The sequence below is a fragment of the Nocardiopsis sp. NPDC055879 genome, assembly GCF_053615935.1.
Genome location: NZ_JBSHCT010000011.1, coordinates 1 through 15,387, shown reverse-complemented (window position 1 = coordinate 15,387; position 15,387 = coordinate 1). Strand labels below are relative to the sequence as shown.

Annotated in this window: 14 protein-coding genes; 8 read left to right on the top strand and 6 right to left on the bottom strand. The window is 68.9% G+C overall.

The features are described from left to right. Nucleotides 1–2: 2 nt before the first annotated feature. Together ACWGKS_RS14610 and ACWGKS_RS14605 are read left to right on the top strand one after the other, a co-directional pair. A complete protein-coding gene (locus tag ACWGKS_RS14610) occupies nt 3–947 on the top strand; it encodes a M56 family metallopeptidase (protein WP_358503555.1) in 945 nt (314 codons plus the stop codon). Between the two features lie 88 nt (nt 948–1,035). Then, entirely contained in the window at nt 1,036–1,335 is a 300-nt protein-coding gene (locus ACWGKS_RS14605) for a DUF2516 family protein (protein WP_358503552.1), read from the top strand. Here the strand turns inward: ACWGKS_RS14605 and ACWGKS_RS14600 are convergent. From ACWGKS_RS14600 to ACWGKS_RS14590, 3 genes are all read right to left on the bottom strand, one after another. After that, the gene (locus ACWGKS_RS14600; RefSeq protein ID WP_358503549.1) at nt 1,320–3,725 is read right to left on the bottom strand and encodes a hypothetical protein; all 2,406 of its coding nucleotides are present in this window, start codon (nt 3,723–3,725) and stop codon (nt 1,320–1,322) included. The two genes, ACWGKS_RS14605 and ACWGKS_RS14600, sit on opposite strands and share 16 nt — an antisense overlap. A 112-nt stretch (nt 3,726–3,837) precedes the next feature. Beyond that, nucleotides 3,838–4,791, bottom strand: coding sequence for a neutral zinc metallopeptidase (locus tag ACWGKS_RS14595; protein WP_358504057.1), 954 nt, complete (start codon nt 4,789–4,791; stop codon nt 3,838–3,840). Between the two features lie 59 nt (nt 4,792–4,850). Then, a complete protein-coding gene (locus ACWGKS_RS14590; protein ID WP_358503547.1) occupies nt 4,851–5,810 on the bottom strand; it encodes a neutral zinc metallopeptidase in 960 nt (319 codons plus the stop codon). A 108-nt stretch (nt 5,811–5,918) separates the two neighbouring features. Here ACWGKS_RS14590 and ACWGKS_RS14585 point away from each other — a divergent pair, with 108 nt between their 5' ends. Next, nucleotides 5,919–7,766: a DUF2207 family protein gene (locus tag ACWGKS_RS14585; protein WP_358503544.1), complete on the top strand. Its 1,848-nt coding sequence runs from the start codon at nt 5,919–5,921 to the stop codon at nt 7,764–7,766. Between the two features lie 52 nt (nt 7,767–7,818). After that, complete coding sequence (gene dtd, locus ACWGKS_RS14580) at nt 7,819–8,244, top strand: D-aminoacyl-tRNA deacylase (RefSeq protein WP_358503541.1); 426 nt, start codon at nt 7,819–7,821, stop codon at nt 8,242–8,244. Here dtd and ACWGKS_RS14575 read toward each other — a convergent pair. Continuing rightward, a complete protein-coding gene (locus tag ACWGKS_RS14575) occupies nt 8,222–8,920 on the bottom strand; it encodes a pyridoxamine 5'-phosphate oxidase family protein (RefSeq protein WP_358503538.1) in 699 nt (232 codons plus the stop codon). The genes dtd and ACWGKS_RS14575 overlap by 23 nt on opposite strands. Before the next feature lie 68 nt (nt 8,921–8,988). Here ACWGKS_RS14575 and pdxR point away from each other — a divergent pair, with 68 nt between their 5' ends. Continuing rightward, nucleotides 8,989–10,401 (top strand): MocR-like pyridoxine biosynthesis transcription factor PdxR, encoded by a 1,413-nt coding sequence (gene pdxR, locus ACWGKS_RS14570; RefSeq protein WP_358503535.1) that lies wholly within the window; start codon nt 8,989–8,991, stop codon nt 10,399–10,401. Nucleotides 10,402–10,487: 86 nt separating this feature from the next. Here the strand turns inward: pdxR and ACWGKS_RS14565 are convergent, their stop codons facing one another. Both ACWGKS_RS14565 and ACWGKS_RS14560 read right to left on the bottom strand, forming a co-directional pair. Continuing rightward, nucleotides 10,488–11,186: a response regulator transcription factor gene (locus tag ACWGKS_RS14565; protein WP_067600365.1), complete on the bottom strand. Its 699-nt coding sequence runs from the start codon at nt 11,184–11,186 to the stop codon at nt 10,488–10,490. Beyond that, nucleotides 11,183–12,373: a sensor histidine kinase gene (locus tag ACWGKS_RS14560; protein ID WP_358503532.1), complete on the bottom strand. Its 1,191-nt coding sequence runs from the start codon at nt 12,371–12,373 to the stop codon at nt 11,183–11,185. Before ACWGKS_RS14560 ends, ACWGKS_RS14565 begins: the two co-directional genes overlap by 4 nt. A gap of 124 nt (nt 12,374–12,497) precedes the next feature. Here ACWGKS_RS14560 and phoU point away from each other — a divergent pair, with 124 nt between their 5' ends. The 3 genes from phoU (at nt 12,498) to ispF (ending at nt 14,609) form a co-directional block, all read left to right on the top strand. Then, nucleotides 12,498–13,160, top strand: a complete 663-nt coding sequence (gene phoU, locus ACWGKS_RS14555) for a phosphate signaling complex protein PhoU (protein ID WP_358503529.1) — start codon at nt 12,498–12,500, stop codon at nt 13,158–13,160. A 464-nt stretch (nt 13,161–13,624) separates the two neighbouring features. Next, nucleotides 13,625–14,107: a CarD family transcriptional regulator gene (locus ACWGKS_RS14550; protein WP_067600369.1), complete on the top strand. Its 483-nt coding sequence runs from the start codon at nt 13,625–13,627 to the stop codon at nt 14,105–14,107. Between the two features lie 31 nt (nt 14,108–14,138). Continuing rightward, on the top strand, nt 14,139–14,609 hold the full coding sequence (ispF, locus tag ACWGKS_RS14545) for a 2-C-methyl-D-erythritol 2,4-cyclodiphosphate synthase (protein ID WP_358504054.1): 471 nt from the start codon (nt 14,139–14,141) through the stop codon (nt 14,607–14,609). Nucleotides 14,610–15,387 lie beyond the last annotated feature (778 nt).

Here is a 15,387-nt window from a genome sequence, read left to right as displayed (position 1 = left end):
GAATGGTCAGTGCCGCACTCCTCACTCTCGTCGCGGTCAGCTGCCTCATCGCCATGGAAGCTCTCCACCGGGCGAAGTGGCCCTCCCGCGGCCCCTACACGGCGGTCATCGCCTGGCAGGCCCTCGGCCTGGCATGGGGTGTGTCCACCATCGGCGCGCTGTTGGCCTACGGGCTTTCCTCGTACCGACTCGGTGCCGCCGGCGGCAGCATGGCCATGCTCGCCGACCTGGTCAGCGGAGAGTTCCTGCTCGCCGAGTTCTCCCAGGGGCTGGAAGGCATCAGCCACCTGGCCGCCGTCACACTGGCCGTGATCCTCACCCTGGTCCTGTTCTGCGGACTGGTGGCCTCCTTCGTCCAGGTTCTGCGCGTTCGTAGACGCCACCACGACCTCCTCGAACTCGTCGCCAGCGATCACCCCGACGTTCCCGGCGCCCGAGTGGTCGACCACCCCGCCGCCGCCGCGTACTGTCTGCCGGGCGTCCTGCGATCCCAGGTGGTCATCAGCGCGGGCGCCCTGGAAGTACTCGACAACCGCGAGCTCGCCGCGGTCCTCGCCCACGAGCACGCCCACCTGCGTCAGCGTCACGACCTCGTGCTGCTGCCCTTCTCCTCCCTCAAGCGGGCCTTCCCCCGTGTCCACCTCGTACGCACCTACTACGAGAGCGTCGCGCTGCTCATCGAGATGTGCGCCGACGACCAGGCCGTGCGCAAGAGCTCCTCGCGGGAACTGGCCATGGCGCTGCTGCGTTTCGGTGCCGCCGGGGCCGCGCCCGTCCCGGCCGGCGCGATGGCGGCCGTACGTCCCGCCGAACCCTCGGTGATGCGCCGGGTCAACCGCCTCCTGCGTCCCGACGACGAACTCCCGTACCACGCGGGCGCGGTCATCATGGGCTCCTCCGCCTTCCTCCTGGCGACGGTCACCTGCCTCTGGAACATTCCGGTCTGACCCTCCGGGCACGATTATCGACGCCGATCCGTTTACCGTGGAGAGCGGGCGGACCCCCGTTCGATCACGCGTAGCTCTGGAGTGAGTCTTGTTTTACTGGATCTGGCAGCTCGTCTACCTGGTGACCTTCGTGGCCAGCCTCTACGCGTTGATCGAGGCGCTGCGGACACCGGCGCAGGCCTTCGAGATCATGGACAAACAGACCAAGAAGCTCTGGGTCATCCTGACCGGTGTGGCGTCGGGACTGTCCCTTCTCGCGGTCCTGAGCGGCACGGGCATGTTCGTCATCCTGGGTCTGGTGGCCACGCTCATCTTCCTGCTGGACGTGCGTCCCGCGGTCAAGGGCATGGGCGGAAACCAGAACAACGGTCCCTACGGGCCCTGGTAGGGGTCCGAACCCCCGCTCTGCGATGGTCGTTCCGCGGGCATGACCTGCCACATGGCCTCCGCGTAGGCGGGATCACCGGTGTAGTCGGAGTGGCCGAGGATCTCCGGACGGCGGGCCTCCCCGGGGAGGGCGTCGTAGGAGCGTGGGTCCGGCAGTGGTTCGACCGTCGGCACGACCAGCTCCTCCCCGGCGGGGCCGGAGCGACGTACAGGTCCCGCGATGGCGTCGGTGACCCGCCACAGGTTGCGCCAGGACGACACCCTCCCCTTCAGGTCGGTGAAGGCCACCGGCCCGAAGTAGGCGGGGAAGTAGCGGGAGTACAAGCGGTCCAACGGGGACCCGTGGGTGATCAGCGAGACCCGGTCGGCGCACTCCTGCGGCAACTGCCACACCGTGGCCGCCGCCAACACCGAACCCTGCGAGTGCCCGGACAACACCACCCCGGTGTCCTCGTCGGCCATCCTGCGCACCCTCGCCACGAGCTGGGGGACGGCGCGTTCGGCGTAGGACGGGGGCGCCAGCGGGTGGGCCGCCCGTGGCCAAAAGGTGCCCACGTCCCACACCGCTCCCACGGCCTGACGGGTCGGCCGGTCCCGGTAGGCGCTGCGGCCGATCCACACCAACGCCACGAGGGCGGCCCCGCCCAGCAGTGAACCCACGGCCACCAGCGCGTCCAGGGCGTCTTGGGCCACGCCCTGCAATCCGCCGGTGACCGCCATGGGGGCGTCCAACGGTCCGGCCTCCAGGTTTCCGGTGGCGATCGAGTACAGGGCCAGCCCCACCAACGGCACGACCGGCAGCAGCAGGGCGCCCAGGATCTTCGGTAGCGCTTCGGTCATCCGGCCCACGGCGCGGGCACGCGCGATGTCCCACGTCCGCCGGTCCCGGACACTGCGCGAGTACAGCGCGGTGACCTTCGGCAACTGGGCTCGTACCGCCCCGCGCAGCCACAGGGCCAGGACCACCACCACGATCAGCACGATGATCGCCTGGAAGGCGAAGGCCAACTGCAGCCAGGAGTAGGCGGTGGGCGGGGACAGCGCCAGACAATCGGCCTCGGGGGCGTCCATCGAGCCGCAGCCGCTCAACCACCGTGACCCCTGGTAGACCAGGGCCGCGGAGAAGGCGCCGCCGAGCAGGGTGCCCAGCGCCGCGGTGGACGGACCGGCCAACCCCCGCATCGCGGTGTGCCGATGTGGTCGGTCCACGGAGAACAGCACCAGCGCCGCCACCAGCAGGATCACCACCAAGGTGCCCTGCACGGCGAAGAGGGTGTTGAGCATGGTCCCGCTGCCCGGGAGCCGCCCCTCGGTCACCCAACCCGGCCGTGGCCAGACGGTGTACACCGCGACGGCCGCGGTCAGCCCCAGGGTGGTGTCGCGCAGCACGCGACACAGTCGATCGGCGCGCGCGTTCCACCGAGCGTCCTTGCCCGGGACCAACACGCTCAACGTGCTCAGCAGCGCCACGAGCGCCAACAGGCCGGCCAGACCCGCACCGACCGTCCACAGACCCGGCACGTCCGGAATCGGTGCTCCGCGCCCGCCCAGGTCGTGCAGTAGCGGCGGCAGGAGCAGCAGCGCCGCCACGGTGCCCACCGCGATCGCGATGTGCGCCGACCGCAGCCGCGCCATGATCTCGCTGTTGCGCCAGAAGTCGGGGTGGCTGAGCGGGGCGTCCTCGGAGTACCGGGGCGGAACCGGTCCGGTCACCACCTCGTAGTCGGCCGCGGTACGTCGGGACAACCGCCACAACACCACCACGACCACCGTCGGCAGTACCGCGCCCACCAGCAAAGACCTGCCCGGCGCGGACAGCGGGGAGGACGCGGAGGCGAGGAAGGCCAACCACGGCCGCGCGCGCACGCACTCCTCGCCCTGGCCGACGCACTGCCAGGCGACCAGGTCCATCCCCACCCCGGCGGCGGCCAGGACGATGAGCATGGTCAGCGAGAGCGCCAGCAGTCGTACCCCGGCCCCGTAGGCGATGTTGGCCACTCGGCGGGTTCCGGTCTGACCGTCGTCCATCCGCCCCGGCCGCATCCAGTAGGCCACGTTGAGCATCATGAACGGCGTCAACAGGAGCCAGAAGGCGCGCGAGGAGGCGCCCGAGGTGAGGTTGCCCCAGGCGAAGATCTCCCGACGCACCCCGGGCAGGGTCTCGGTGTCCGGCTTTCGTCGCCACCGGAAGAACCCGGCCAGCCGGTCGCCGCCCACACGCATGGCGGGCTCCACGTCCAAGAGCTCCTCCGCGTGCCCGCCACTCACCCCATGGACACGCAACTCCACGCGGTCTCGGGCGCCCGAGGGAGCACCATCGGAGCGGGCGGGGGTGCGAGGGGCGGATGCGCGGGTGGGGTTCTCGTGGAGGGGTTCGGCTGTGTCCGGCATGTCAGCATCCTGCCACGCAGAGTCGCCGTGAAACAGCGTGTTCCGCCGGCCTGTGGACAACTCGCGGGGCCGGAACCGGCCCGCCGGGATTCGTGGCGGCCCGCGGGACGGTTCACTGCACCCGCGACTCGTCCTCCACGTCCCAGGTGTTGCACGCCCCCGGTGACTGCTCCTCCCACCCGGAGCGGGTCCACCCGACACTGTTCTCCGGGGAGCCGTGCGTACGCTTCTCGTCCGGCTCGCCCTCCCGGTCCGCGGTCGCGGAAGCGTCGTCCAGCAGCACGTCGAGGTCGTCGTCGGCCAACGGGTAACTCACCCGCACCGAACCCAGGAACGCCCCCGCCAGACAGTTGGCCTGAAGCTCGCTACGGCGCGTCCAGGTGTTGCGGCCGGCGTCGTCCTCCTCCAACTGGCGCTGTTCGTGGTAGTACTCCAGCAGCCCGGACTCGCCCTGCACGTGGTGGGCGTACTCGTGGGCCAACAGCGACGCGTACACCACGCTCTCCTCGGCCCCGTTCCACTTCTCGACCACGTCCTCGGTACCGATGTAGATGGCACCTCCGGCACGGCAGTAGAAGGCGCCGGCCGCCGAGGGATAGGCGCGGCACGGGCTCACCCCGGGCTCGGTCCAGAACACCCGGTCCGGTGGGCTGAAGGCGATCCCGGCCCGTTCGAACTGGGTCTGCCAGACATCGTCCAGACAGTCGGCGACCTGGTTCAGGAACACCTCCATCGAGGCCGGTTCGTCCACGTCCACGTCCGGTACCGGGCACGGCAGGGGGCTCAGCCTCCCCGTCTCGTACAGCGGATTGGCGAGCAACGCCACCTCCCCGCTGGGCCGGTCCGGCACCGATCGGCCCGGCAACCCCAATTGCCCGGTGGGGGAGTCCGAGAGCGAACCACCCTGCCCGGGCTTGTCCTCACCGCTCTCGGCGCGCTCCAGCACGGTGTCGACCCCGGTCCCCGTGTCCTTTTGAACGGTGGACCACGACAGCAGCGACAACGCCAGTACGGCCACCAGAAGGCCACAGACCACGCTGAACACCCGACGGTTGTTCCGGTGCATACGGCGCGCACGCGCCAGCCGGGAGGACTCGTCCGGTCCGCCGTGGTCCCAGGCCGCGCTCACCGCACCAACTCCTCGCGGGCCTCCCACGTGTTGCAGGCGGCCGGATCCATGCGATCCCACCCGTGCGCGGTCCACAGTCTGCCGTTCTCCGCGGAACCGTGCGTACCGGTGCCCTCGTGGTCGGAACGGCGGACGACGTCGTCGAGGATGTTCTCCCGCTCACTCTCCTGGTAACCCAGCGACCCCTCGGCGGAGCCGACGAACACCCCGCCCAGACAGTTGGCCTGGAGCTCGTTGCGCCGGGTCAGCTCGTCGGCGGTCTCGTCGTCGGAGTTGGCCCGCAGGGCGTGGAACTCGGCGAGCATCCGCGACTGCCCCTGCACGTGGTGGCCGTACTCGTGGCTGAGCAGGAACGTGTACGCCTCGGGTTCCTCACTGCCGCCCGAAGCCGCCACGATGTCCTTGACCCCCAGGTACAGGCCCTGGTTGGCCTGGCAGTAGAACGCCGCGGTGCCCTCGCTCGGGAAGGGGCCGCAGGGACTGTGTCCCTCGTCGTACCAGTAGATCCGGTTGGGTGAGTCGAACGGCAGCCCGGCCTCGTCGAAGTAGTCCGCCCAGGCCGTGTCCAGACAGTCGGCGATCGCGTGCACGAACACCTCGACCGAACGAGGGTCCCGCTGGTCCAACGACGGAGGGGAGCACGTCACCTCGCCCAGCTCACCCGCCGCGTACAGCGGGTTCTGCCCGAGTGGGTCGTCGATCGGCGCGTCCGAGTGGTCGGCCGGCCATCCCTCCGAGTCCGCGGACATCAACTCCGTGGGATCGGTACCGACCGGGTCACCCCAAGCCGGTTCGGCGCCGGGAAGCATCGCGGAGATCGCGAGGAACCCGGTGAATCCGACCGCGGCCAGTCCCGTACCGAGGGACAGGGACACACCCAGCCCCATCCGCTGTAGGAACCCACGACGCTCCGCCCAGGGATCGAGGTCCGGGTCCGGTCGCGGTCGCCTCACCACACGCCCACGTCCATCCGTCTCAGGGCCGTTCGGAAACACCGGACCACGACGTCGCGGAGGGTGCCCCGTGGGCACGGTCCGAGGGAAGACCGGATAGGCTCTCGCGTCATGTGGTGGGTCGGCTCCCTGCGCGGGGCCGTCGCTTGGGCGACGGCCCTGCTCGTGTTCTCCTCGCTGGTCACAGCGGTCACCGTGGCGTGGCCGAGAGAGGAGGCGCACGCGGCGGCGGCCGCACCGATCACCACAGTACCGGGGCACGCTTCGGCGAAAACCTTGCCCCATGCCGCCAACGAGGGTTCCATCACCAACCAGATCACCCTCGAACTGGACCGACACGGCGTACTCGGCGGCGAGGAGGACATTCGTTTCGAGGGGGAACCCCCCGAGACCTTCACCCGCGCGCTGACCTCCACGATGATCTACGACACCGATCACGACCGTCGGTTCGAGGTCGACGACGTCACCGCGGTCGACGCCGACGGCGCCACCCTCGACATCGAGACCGAGGAGACCGGTGGCGCCCTGCTGGTGCGGATCCCCACCGCGGACACACGAGGCGTGCGCCTGTCCTATCGGGTGGGCGGCACCATCAGCGAGGTCGCCCAGGGCGTCCAGTTGGAGTGGAGGGCGGTGGGCGCCTACAGCCACCCGGTTCGCACCACCGACGTCACCGTCAACGCCCCCCTGCCGCCGGAGGCCCTGTCCTGCCTGGCGGGCGAACCCCGCAGCTCCATGTACTGCACCGCCTCCGACATGGGCGGCGAAGCGGTCGTCGCGCACTTCCTCCAGGCCGACATGGGCCCGGACGACCGGCTCGACATCGTCGTGAACTACCCGCCCGGCACCGCGGAGGGCGAACCCATCCTCACCCGACGCTGGTCCCTGGCATCGGCCTTCGCGGTCACCCCGGCGACCGGAAGCGTCTTCGGTCTGTTGTTGCTGGTCCTGGTGGGCGGCCTGATCGCCCTGATCCGCATCCGAGGCCGTGACGAGCGCGCGTTGCGCCAAGAGGCCTCCCAGGGCGACCACGCCCCGATCGAGCCCGGCGAGCACGGTCGTCTGCGCTTCCACGCCCCCGACGGTGTCCACCCCGGCCAGATCGGCACGCTGGTGGACGAACGCGTGGACATCGCCGACCTCACCGCCGGTGTCCTGGACCTGGCCGTGCGCGGATACATCCGGGTCGAGGAACTTCCGCACGAGCACTTCACCTCGGTGGACTGGCGGCTGGTCCGCCTGGACGGCCCCACCGGGGAGAACCTGCTGGCCTCCGAGTGGCTGCTACTGGACGCCCTCTTCGGGGAGAAGCGCACCGTGCGCATGTCCCAACTCGCCTCGCCTCGGCACTCCCCGGACTTCCCCACCAGGATCGACCGGGTCCGGGACGAGCTGTACCAGGACATGGTGCGACTGAAGTGGTTCTCCCGCTCACCCAGCCGGGTCCGCGGCGTCTGGACGACGGTCGGGATGCTCACCACCGCGGTCGGCGTCCTGTCGACGATCCTTCTCGCGGTGTTCACCCACGCCGCCTTCACCGGGCTGGCCGTCGTCATCGCCGGCGCGGCCATCACCGCCGGCGCCCAGTACATGCCCGCGAAGACCAGACTGGGCAGCTCCGTGTACGCGCACACCATGGGTTTTCGCGACTACCTGCTGAGCTCGCGCGCCCAGACCGTGCCGTCAGGGCAACGAGTGGAGCTGTACTCGCGCTACCTGCCCTACGCGGTGATCTTCGACGACGTGGAACGTTGGGCCAACATCCTGGCCGGCGCCGCCATCGCCGACCTCGAACCGGAGGAACTCGACGGCGACGGCCTGCACTGGTACACGGGCCCGCGGGAGTGGCGGATCGAGGACTTCACGGACTCCATCACCACGTTCGTGTTCACCCTCACCGGTGTCATCACCAACACCCGTCGCACCGGGCTGCTCAACCAGCTGCAACGATCGAGGTAGGAACGTCCCGGCCAGGGGCCACGAGAGTCGACGAGAACAAGAGGGGGAGCCCATGCGCGCGGTCGTGCAGCGGGTGTCGCACGCTTCGGTGACGGTGGACGACGAGGTCGTCGGGGAGATCACGCGGCCCGGGCTCATGGCGCTCGTGGGCGTCACCCACACCGACACCGAGGCCGAGGCCGCCAAGATCGCCCGCAAGCTCTGGACCCTGCGGATCCTGGCGGACGAGCAGTCCTGCTCGGACATCCAGGCCCCGTTGCTGGTGGTCAGCCAGTTCACCCTCTACGGAGACGCCCGCAAGGGCCGCCGGCCCACGTGGCAGGCGGCGGCCCCGGGGCCGGTCGCCGAACCCCTCGTGGACGCCGTCGTCAAGGAACTGCGCGAACAGGGAGCCGAGGTCGCCACCGGGGTGTTCGGTGCGCGGATGTCCGTGGACCTGACCAACGAGGGGCCGTTCACCGTCGTCCTGGAGGTGTGACCCGGGCGATGACGTGAGCCGGGGCGGGCAGGTCGTGGCGCAGGTCCGGGGTGGTGACCGGCGGGTCGAACACCGTGCGCATCGGCAGCACACCCGCCCAGACCGGGGTGTCATGGTCCTCCGGATCGTCGGACGGCGGCCCCGTACGCACCTTCACCGACGCCTCCTCCAGCGACAACGCCAGCACCCGGGTCGCCGCCGACTCCTTGACACTCGGCCGACGCACCACGTCCCACCGGCCCGGTGCCGCCTGCTCGGTGGTGGCCCGTAGCGCCGCCTCGTGTTCGTTCGGGTCGGTGACCACCCGAGGCGTCCCGAAGACCATCGCCGACCGGTGGTTCATCGAGTGGTGGAAGGCCGACCGCGCCATCACGATCCCGTCCAACAAGGTGACCGTCACGCACACCTCACCGATTTCGCGGAGGAAGCGGGCGCCGGTGGATCCGTGAAGGTAAAGGGTGTCGCCGATCCGTGCGTAGCCGGTCGGCAGTACACGGGGAGCGCCGTCCACCACCACGCCCACGTGGCAGACCAGCCCCTCGTCGAGGAGGTCGTAGAGCTCGGAACGGTCGCTACGGGCCTTGTGTTTCCCCCGCTTGATCCGGGTGCGTTCGGTGGGGGAGAGCGTGCGTTCGGATTCGGGAGCGGATTCGGATTCGGATTCGGTGGAGAGCATGCGTTCACCGTAGAAAGAAAGTGGATACCCCGACCATGGCCACTTTCCGCCTATAACGAAGGACCACTTTGCCTCGTCGCCTCGCCGACCCCCCGATCCACCTGGACCGTTCCCACTCCACCCCGCTCACCACTCAGCTGGCGTCGGAACTGCGTACGGCCATGACCACCGGGGTGCTCCGTCCCTCCGAACGGCTCCCCTCCAGTCGCTCCCTGGCCGCTCAACTCGGGGTGAGCCGCACCGTCGTCACCGACGCCTACCAACAGCTCTACGCCGAGGGATGGTTGGAGGGCAGGCACGGCTCGGGCACGTTCGTCGCCGAGCACGAACCCCTCGCTCCGCGCACGACGCCGGCCCCCCGCGGCGGCCTGCCGTCGCCCGAGGGCCGCCCCGCTCGAGAACAGGTACGCGGGGAGGGCCGTGTCGACCTGCGACCCGGAACGCCTTGGGTGCACGACCACGACCGGGCCGCCCTGCGCCGCGCGTGGCGGCACGCCGCCGGGCACGCACCCGACAGCGTCCCCGACCCGCGTGGACGGCCCCGGCTCCGCGCGCTCCTCGCCGAACACCTGCGCCGCGCCCGCGGCATCCGTGTCGGCTCGGAGAACCTCATCGTCACTCGCGGGACCGGCAACGGGCTCGACCTGGTCGCGGCCCTGCTCGGACCCGGCACCCGCGCCGGCGTGGAGGACCCCGGCTACGGGAGGGCCCGGTCCATCCTGGCCGCCCGCGGCGCCCACATCGTGCCCTGCCCCGTCGACCGCGACGGACTCCGCACCGACGACCTGCCCGACGACCTCGGCCTCGTCTACACCACCCCCGCCCACCAGTACCCGCTCGGCGGACGACTCCCCGTACCCCGCCGCGAACGGCTCCTGACCTGGGCGGCGCGTACCGGCGCCCTGGTGGTGGAGGACGACTACGACGCCGAGTTCCGCTACGACGTGGCGCCCCTGCCCGCCCTGTACGGACTGGACCCGGCACGGGTGGTCCTGCTCGGCACGCTCTCTAAGACCCTCGACCCCGACCTGGGCATCGGCTGGATCGTCGCCGACCCCGACCTCGCCGACCGCCTGGCCGCTGTGCGAGCCGACCTGTCCGACCGCACCAGCGGACCCGTCCAGGCGGTGACCGAGTTGCTACTGGAACGCGGCGACCTCGACCGACACCTGCGTCGGATGCGCCGCGAGTACGCCCGCCGCCGCGCACTGCTCGTGGAACATCTGGGGGCCCACCTGACCGGGGACACCGCCGGACTGCACGTCCTGCTCCCCCTACCGGAGAAGGCGGTGGCACCGGTGATCGAGGCCGCCGCGGCCGAAGGGATCCTGGTCGAGGACACCAGCCGGACCAGCCACGCGGAACCTCGTGTCCACGGACTCGTCATCGGCTACGGAGCCGCCACGAGGCCGGACCTGCGGCACGCCTGCGAGGTCCTCGCCCGCGCAGTGCGAAGGCACACCGAAAGTCCCGGGCGGTGACGAAGCAGCCGCCCGGGACACGGGAGGTCGAAGCTCGGTGGAGTACCGGCGCGGGGAATCCGAAGGGGGACCACCCGTGCCCGGAGCTACTCCACCTCGACGGTCACCGGCTCGAACTTGTAGCCGAGCCCGCGCACGGTGACGATGTACCGGGGGCTGCTCGGGTCCTCCTCGATCTTGGCCCGCAGCCGCTTCACGTGCACGTCCAAGGTCTTGGTGTCACCGACGTAGTCGGCGCCCCACACCCGGTCGATGAGCTGCATCCGCGTGAGCACGCGCCCGGCGTTGAGCAGGAGCACCTCCAGCAGCTCGAATTCCTTCAGGGGCAGCTGCACGTTGTCGCCGAGAACCGTCACCACGTGCCGCTCCACGTCCATACGGACGGGGCCGGCCTCCAGGATGACGCTGGTCGGTGCCTTGACCTCGCCCCGGCGGCGCAGCACCGCGCGGATCCGCGCCACGAGCTCGCGGGAGGAGAACGGCTTGGTCACGTAGTCGTCGGCGCCCAGCTCCAGACCGACGACCTTGTCGATCTCGGAGTCCTTGGCGGTGAGCATGATGACGGGGACGTTGGACTTCTGGCGAAGGGTGCGGCAGACCTCGGTGCCGGACAGTCCCGGCAGCATGAGGTCGAGCAGTACCAGGTCGGCCCCGGTCCGGTCGAAGGTCTCCAACGCCACGGTGCCGGTGGGGGCCACCGCGACCTCGAAACCCTCCTTACGCAGCATGTACGACAGGGCGTCGCTGTAGGACTCCTCGTCCTCTACTACGAGTACACGCGTCACTGTGCCGTCTCCTGGTGATTGTCGTTCCGGGACGTGTCGAACTCCCGGCTCTCCGGTCTGGGCAGACGCAGAGTGAACGTCGACCCCGACCCCTCCTTGCTCCACACGGTCACTTCTCCACGGTGGTGGGTCATGATGTGCTTGACGATCGCCAGGCCGAGACCGGTACCACCGGTGGCCCGGCTTCGAGCGGCGTCCACACGGTAGAACCGCTCGAAGATTCTCTCCAGATCCTGTTGTGGGATCCCGATCCCCTGGTCGGCGACGCTGATGTCCACGCTCGACCGGGCGACCCCCACTGAGACCGCCACCCGGGTGTTCTTCGGGCTGTAGGCGACGGCGTTCGTTATCAGGTTACGCAGGGCGGTGCCGAGCATGGCCTCGTCACCCAGCACGGTCAGCCCCTCGGCACCGCTGCCGACCAGCTCGATCCCCTTGGCGTCGGCGGGCATGCGCGCCGCGTCGATCGACTCCTCCACGATGGACTCCACGTTCACCGGAACCGGTTCGGCGATCGGTTCGGCGCCCTGGATACGGGAAAGGGTGATGAGGTCCTGGATGACGGCGGTCAGACGGGAGGCCTCGATCTGCATGCGCTCGGTGAACCGACGGACGGCCTCCGGGTCGTCACTCGCGTCCTGTACGGTCTCCGCCAATAGGGACAGGGCACCCACCGGGGTCTTCAACTCATGCGAGATGTTGGCCACGAAGTCACGACGGACCGCCTCCAAACGACGGTGTTCGGTCTGGTCCTCGGCCAGGACGAGCACCAGACCGGTGCCGCCCAGCGGTGCCACCCGCACGGCGAAGGACGTGGCGTCGGGGCCGAACTTGCGGACGGCGACCTCGATCGAGGTCTCACGGATGACCCCGTCCCGACGAACCTTGCGGGCCAGCGAGAGGAGTTCGCCTATGACCAGTTCCTCGCCACGGACGATCCCGAAGGCCCGGGCGGCGGAGGAAGCACGCAGGACTCTGTCCGCGGAGTCCAGGACCACGGCGGAAGAGGGGAGGGCGGAGAGTACCTCCGCGATCCCCGGGGGGAGGCCGTTGCCCTCCTGGCGCGGACGCGGTTCCAGTTGTTCCGCGCGCGACCGGAAAAAGCGACCGGCGACGATGACGCCCATGACGACGCCCAGCACGAGTCCGATGATGCCGGTTACGGCGGCGAGAAGTTCACCTTGCACGATTCGATCGTAAACGTGCCGACCAGGGCTTTACTCGGCAAGGGCACGCGACACAACCGAGGTTCTTCAATCGTTCACCGACTCTTGGCCGATCCTTCAAACTCACACTGGGAGCATTGACCTTATGCGCGATACGTACCACGAGGACCTTGACAGCCTGAGCGAACGCCTCGTCGAGATGACCAGGCTCGCCAGGCACGCCGTCGCGCGTGCCACCACCGCGTTGTTGGACAGTGACCTCACCGCCGCCCAGGAGGTGATCTCCGGGGACGAGGCGATCAACCGACTGGACCAGGAGATCGAGGACACCGCCTTCAGTCTGATGGCGCGGCAACAGCCGGTGGCCTCCGACCTGCGGACCATCATCACCGCCCTGTACATGCGTGGTGACCTGGAGCGGATGGGCGACCACGCCGTCCACCTGGCCAAGATCGCCCGCCGTCGACACCCGGACTCGGCCATCCCCAAGCCGGTTCGCTCGATCGTCCTGGAGATGGGTCACGAAGCCGAGCTGCTGGTCACCAAGGCCGGAGAGGTGATCCTGGAGAGGGACCCCGACACCGCTCTGGAACTGGACAAGGACGACGACAAGATGGACCGGCTGCGGCGCAAGCTGCTGCAGCGCATCCTCGCCCCGGGCTGGGAGTACGGGGTCGAGGCGACCATGGACGTGACCCTGGTCGGGCGGTTCTACGAACGTTACGGTGACCACGCGGTGCACGTCGCCGACAACCTGATCTACATGGTGACCGGAGAGAAGCGCGAGGATTACGAACCCGAGGAGTAACACCCTCGTAGGTCGTCATCCGACGTCATCGGGCCCTGGGGCTTTCGTGTTCCGGGGCCCTACGCGTGCGCGGGGGAGAACGGGGGAGAACCAGGGGATGGCACGGGGGGATGTGGGGGGAGGGCTTGACGCGGGCTTGACTCCGGGGGCGGTCTGGATCCGGACGAGTCAACGTTGGATCAGCCCCGTCCGAAATCGTGATCTAAATCGCTACGAGCGCTCGCGGGGCGTGTTCGTGCGAGGGCGAACCCTACCCCAAGAAGGTAGCCCTGATGTCACGCTTCGGCTGGCCAGCGGGGGTTCCAGCCCTCTTTGAGATGTTCCGATCAGGCATCCGAGGCTGCTCGGGTACACTTTGTCAAGCCCTAAAAAGTGTGGCTTGACCTGCGTGTTCGCAAAGCTAATAGGTACGTTAAGTCACAGATTCATGGTATCCTTGGTGTAGCGGAAGGGGTACCTGTCACATGGCTTTCAAGGTCGGCGACACTGTTGTCTACCCCCATCATGGGGCTGCTCGTATTGAAGCGATCGAGACTCGCACTATTAAGGGCGAGGACAGAACCTACCTCGTTCTGAGGGTTGACAAGGGCGATCTGACGGTGCGAGTGCCGGCTGCGAACGCCGAGGATGTCGGCGTTCGTGACGTGGTGGGGCAGGAAGGCCTGGACAAGGTCTTCGAGGTGCTGCGGGCACCGCACACCGAAGAGCCCACCAACTGGTCGAGGCGCTACAAGGCGAACCTGGAGAAGCTGGCGTCCGGCGACGTCAACAAGGTCGCCGAGGTCGTGCGTGACCTGTGGCGCCGGGACAAGGAACGTGGTCTGTCCGCCGGTGAGAAGCGGATGCTCGCCAAGGCGCGGCAGATTCTCGTCAGTGAACTCGCGCTCGCGGAAAAGACCAACGAGGACAAGGCCGAGGCCATCCTCGACGACGTTCTTACAGGCTGATAGTCGCGGAATCACATAATTCATGACGAAAATGCCTCGGGTGGGCGTCGGAACCGACGTCCACCCGTTTTCTCCTGGAAGAACACTTTATCTCGCCGGTTTGGAATGGCCCGGTGAAGATGGTGTGAGTGGCCATTCCGATGGTGATGTCGCCGCTCATGCCGCATGCGACGCGTTGTTGTCCGCCTGCGGACTCGGTGATCTCGGATCCAACTTCGGAACCTCCGATCCTCGGTGGAAGGGTGCCTCGGGCGTGGCTCTGCTCACAGAGACCGTCACACGCGTGCACGCCGCCGGTTTCGAGATCGGCAACGTGGCCGTCCAGATCATCAGCAACCGCCCCAAGTTCGCGCCCCGGCGTGACGAGGCGGAGAAGACGTTCTCCGAGGTCGTGGGCGCGCCCGTGAGCATCTCGGCGACCACCACCGACGGCTTGGGCCTCACCGGCCGTGGTGAGGGCATCGCGGCCGTCGCGACCGCCCTCTGCGCACCCAGGGACTGAACCGAACGCACACCACCTGTGGCCTCCGCACCCGATCGGGTGCGGAGGCCACACGTGTTCGCCCAGGGAGGGGCCGGTGGAGGCGAGGGAGTGGTCCGAGCGGTGAGCGAGGCGGCCGGTGGAGTTCCGGTGGGGTCGGGGGTGGGGCGGCAGGGGAGCAGGAACAGGGGCAGGGCAGGGACAGGGGCCAGTGGGCCTGTATCCGGCCCATGACTCCAGCCGCGTCCCTAGGCCCGAAACCCTCCTGAACTGGTGCGAGTGCGGACTACTTCTCCCGGCGGGAAGCCGCGCGCCAGGATTCATCAGGACTCGCGGGGCCCATGGGGATTCGCCGGGACTCGTAGGGACTTGCAGGGGGCACACAAGGCCCACAGAGACTTGCGGGGGCTTACAAGGGCTTACAGGGGCTTGCAGAGGCATACAGGGAGTTGTCCACAGGCTCGTTCCCTCGGCCTGGTGGTGGGGCATAGGGGCGTGATCCTATTGATCTTGGGGGAGCCTCTGGTTTCGCCGGTTTCGTGCTGCCCGGGGGTTGTTTTGGTAGGGCGCCTCAGGCCGTGATCCCGCGGGTGGTTGGGCGTTGCTCGGGAATGTGGGTGGGACGCCTGCGGGCGGGAGCCCACCTGTTCACGGGGCGGGTGTGGGGTGTGTTGGGGGCGCCCCAGCTAGATAGCCCTTGGGTGGTTGGGCGTTGCTCGGGTGTGTTCTCCCTCCTTCCCCGCCGCGTGATTGTTGCCGCCCGCACCGCACGCGTCAAGGCGATGGTGAGTGCTCTGAC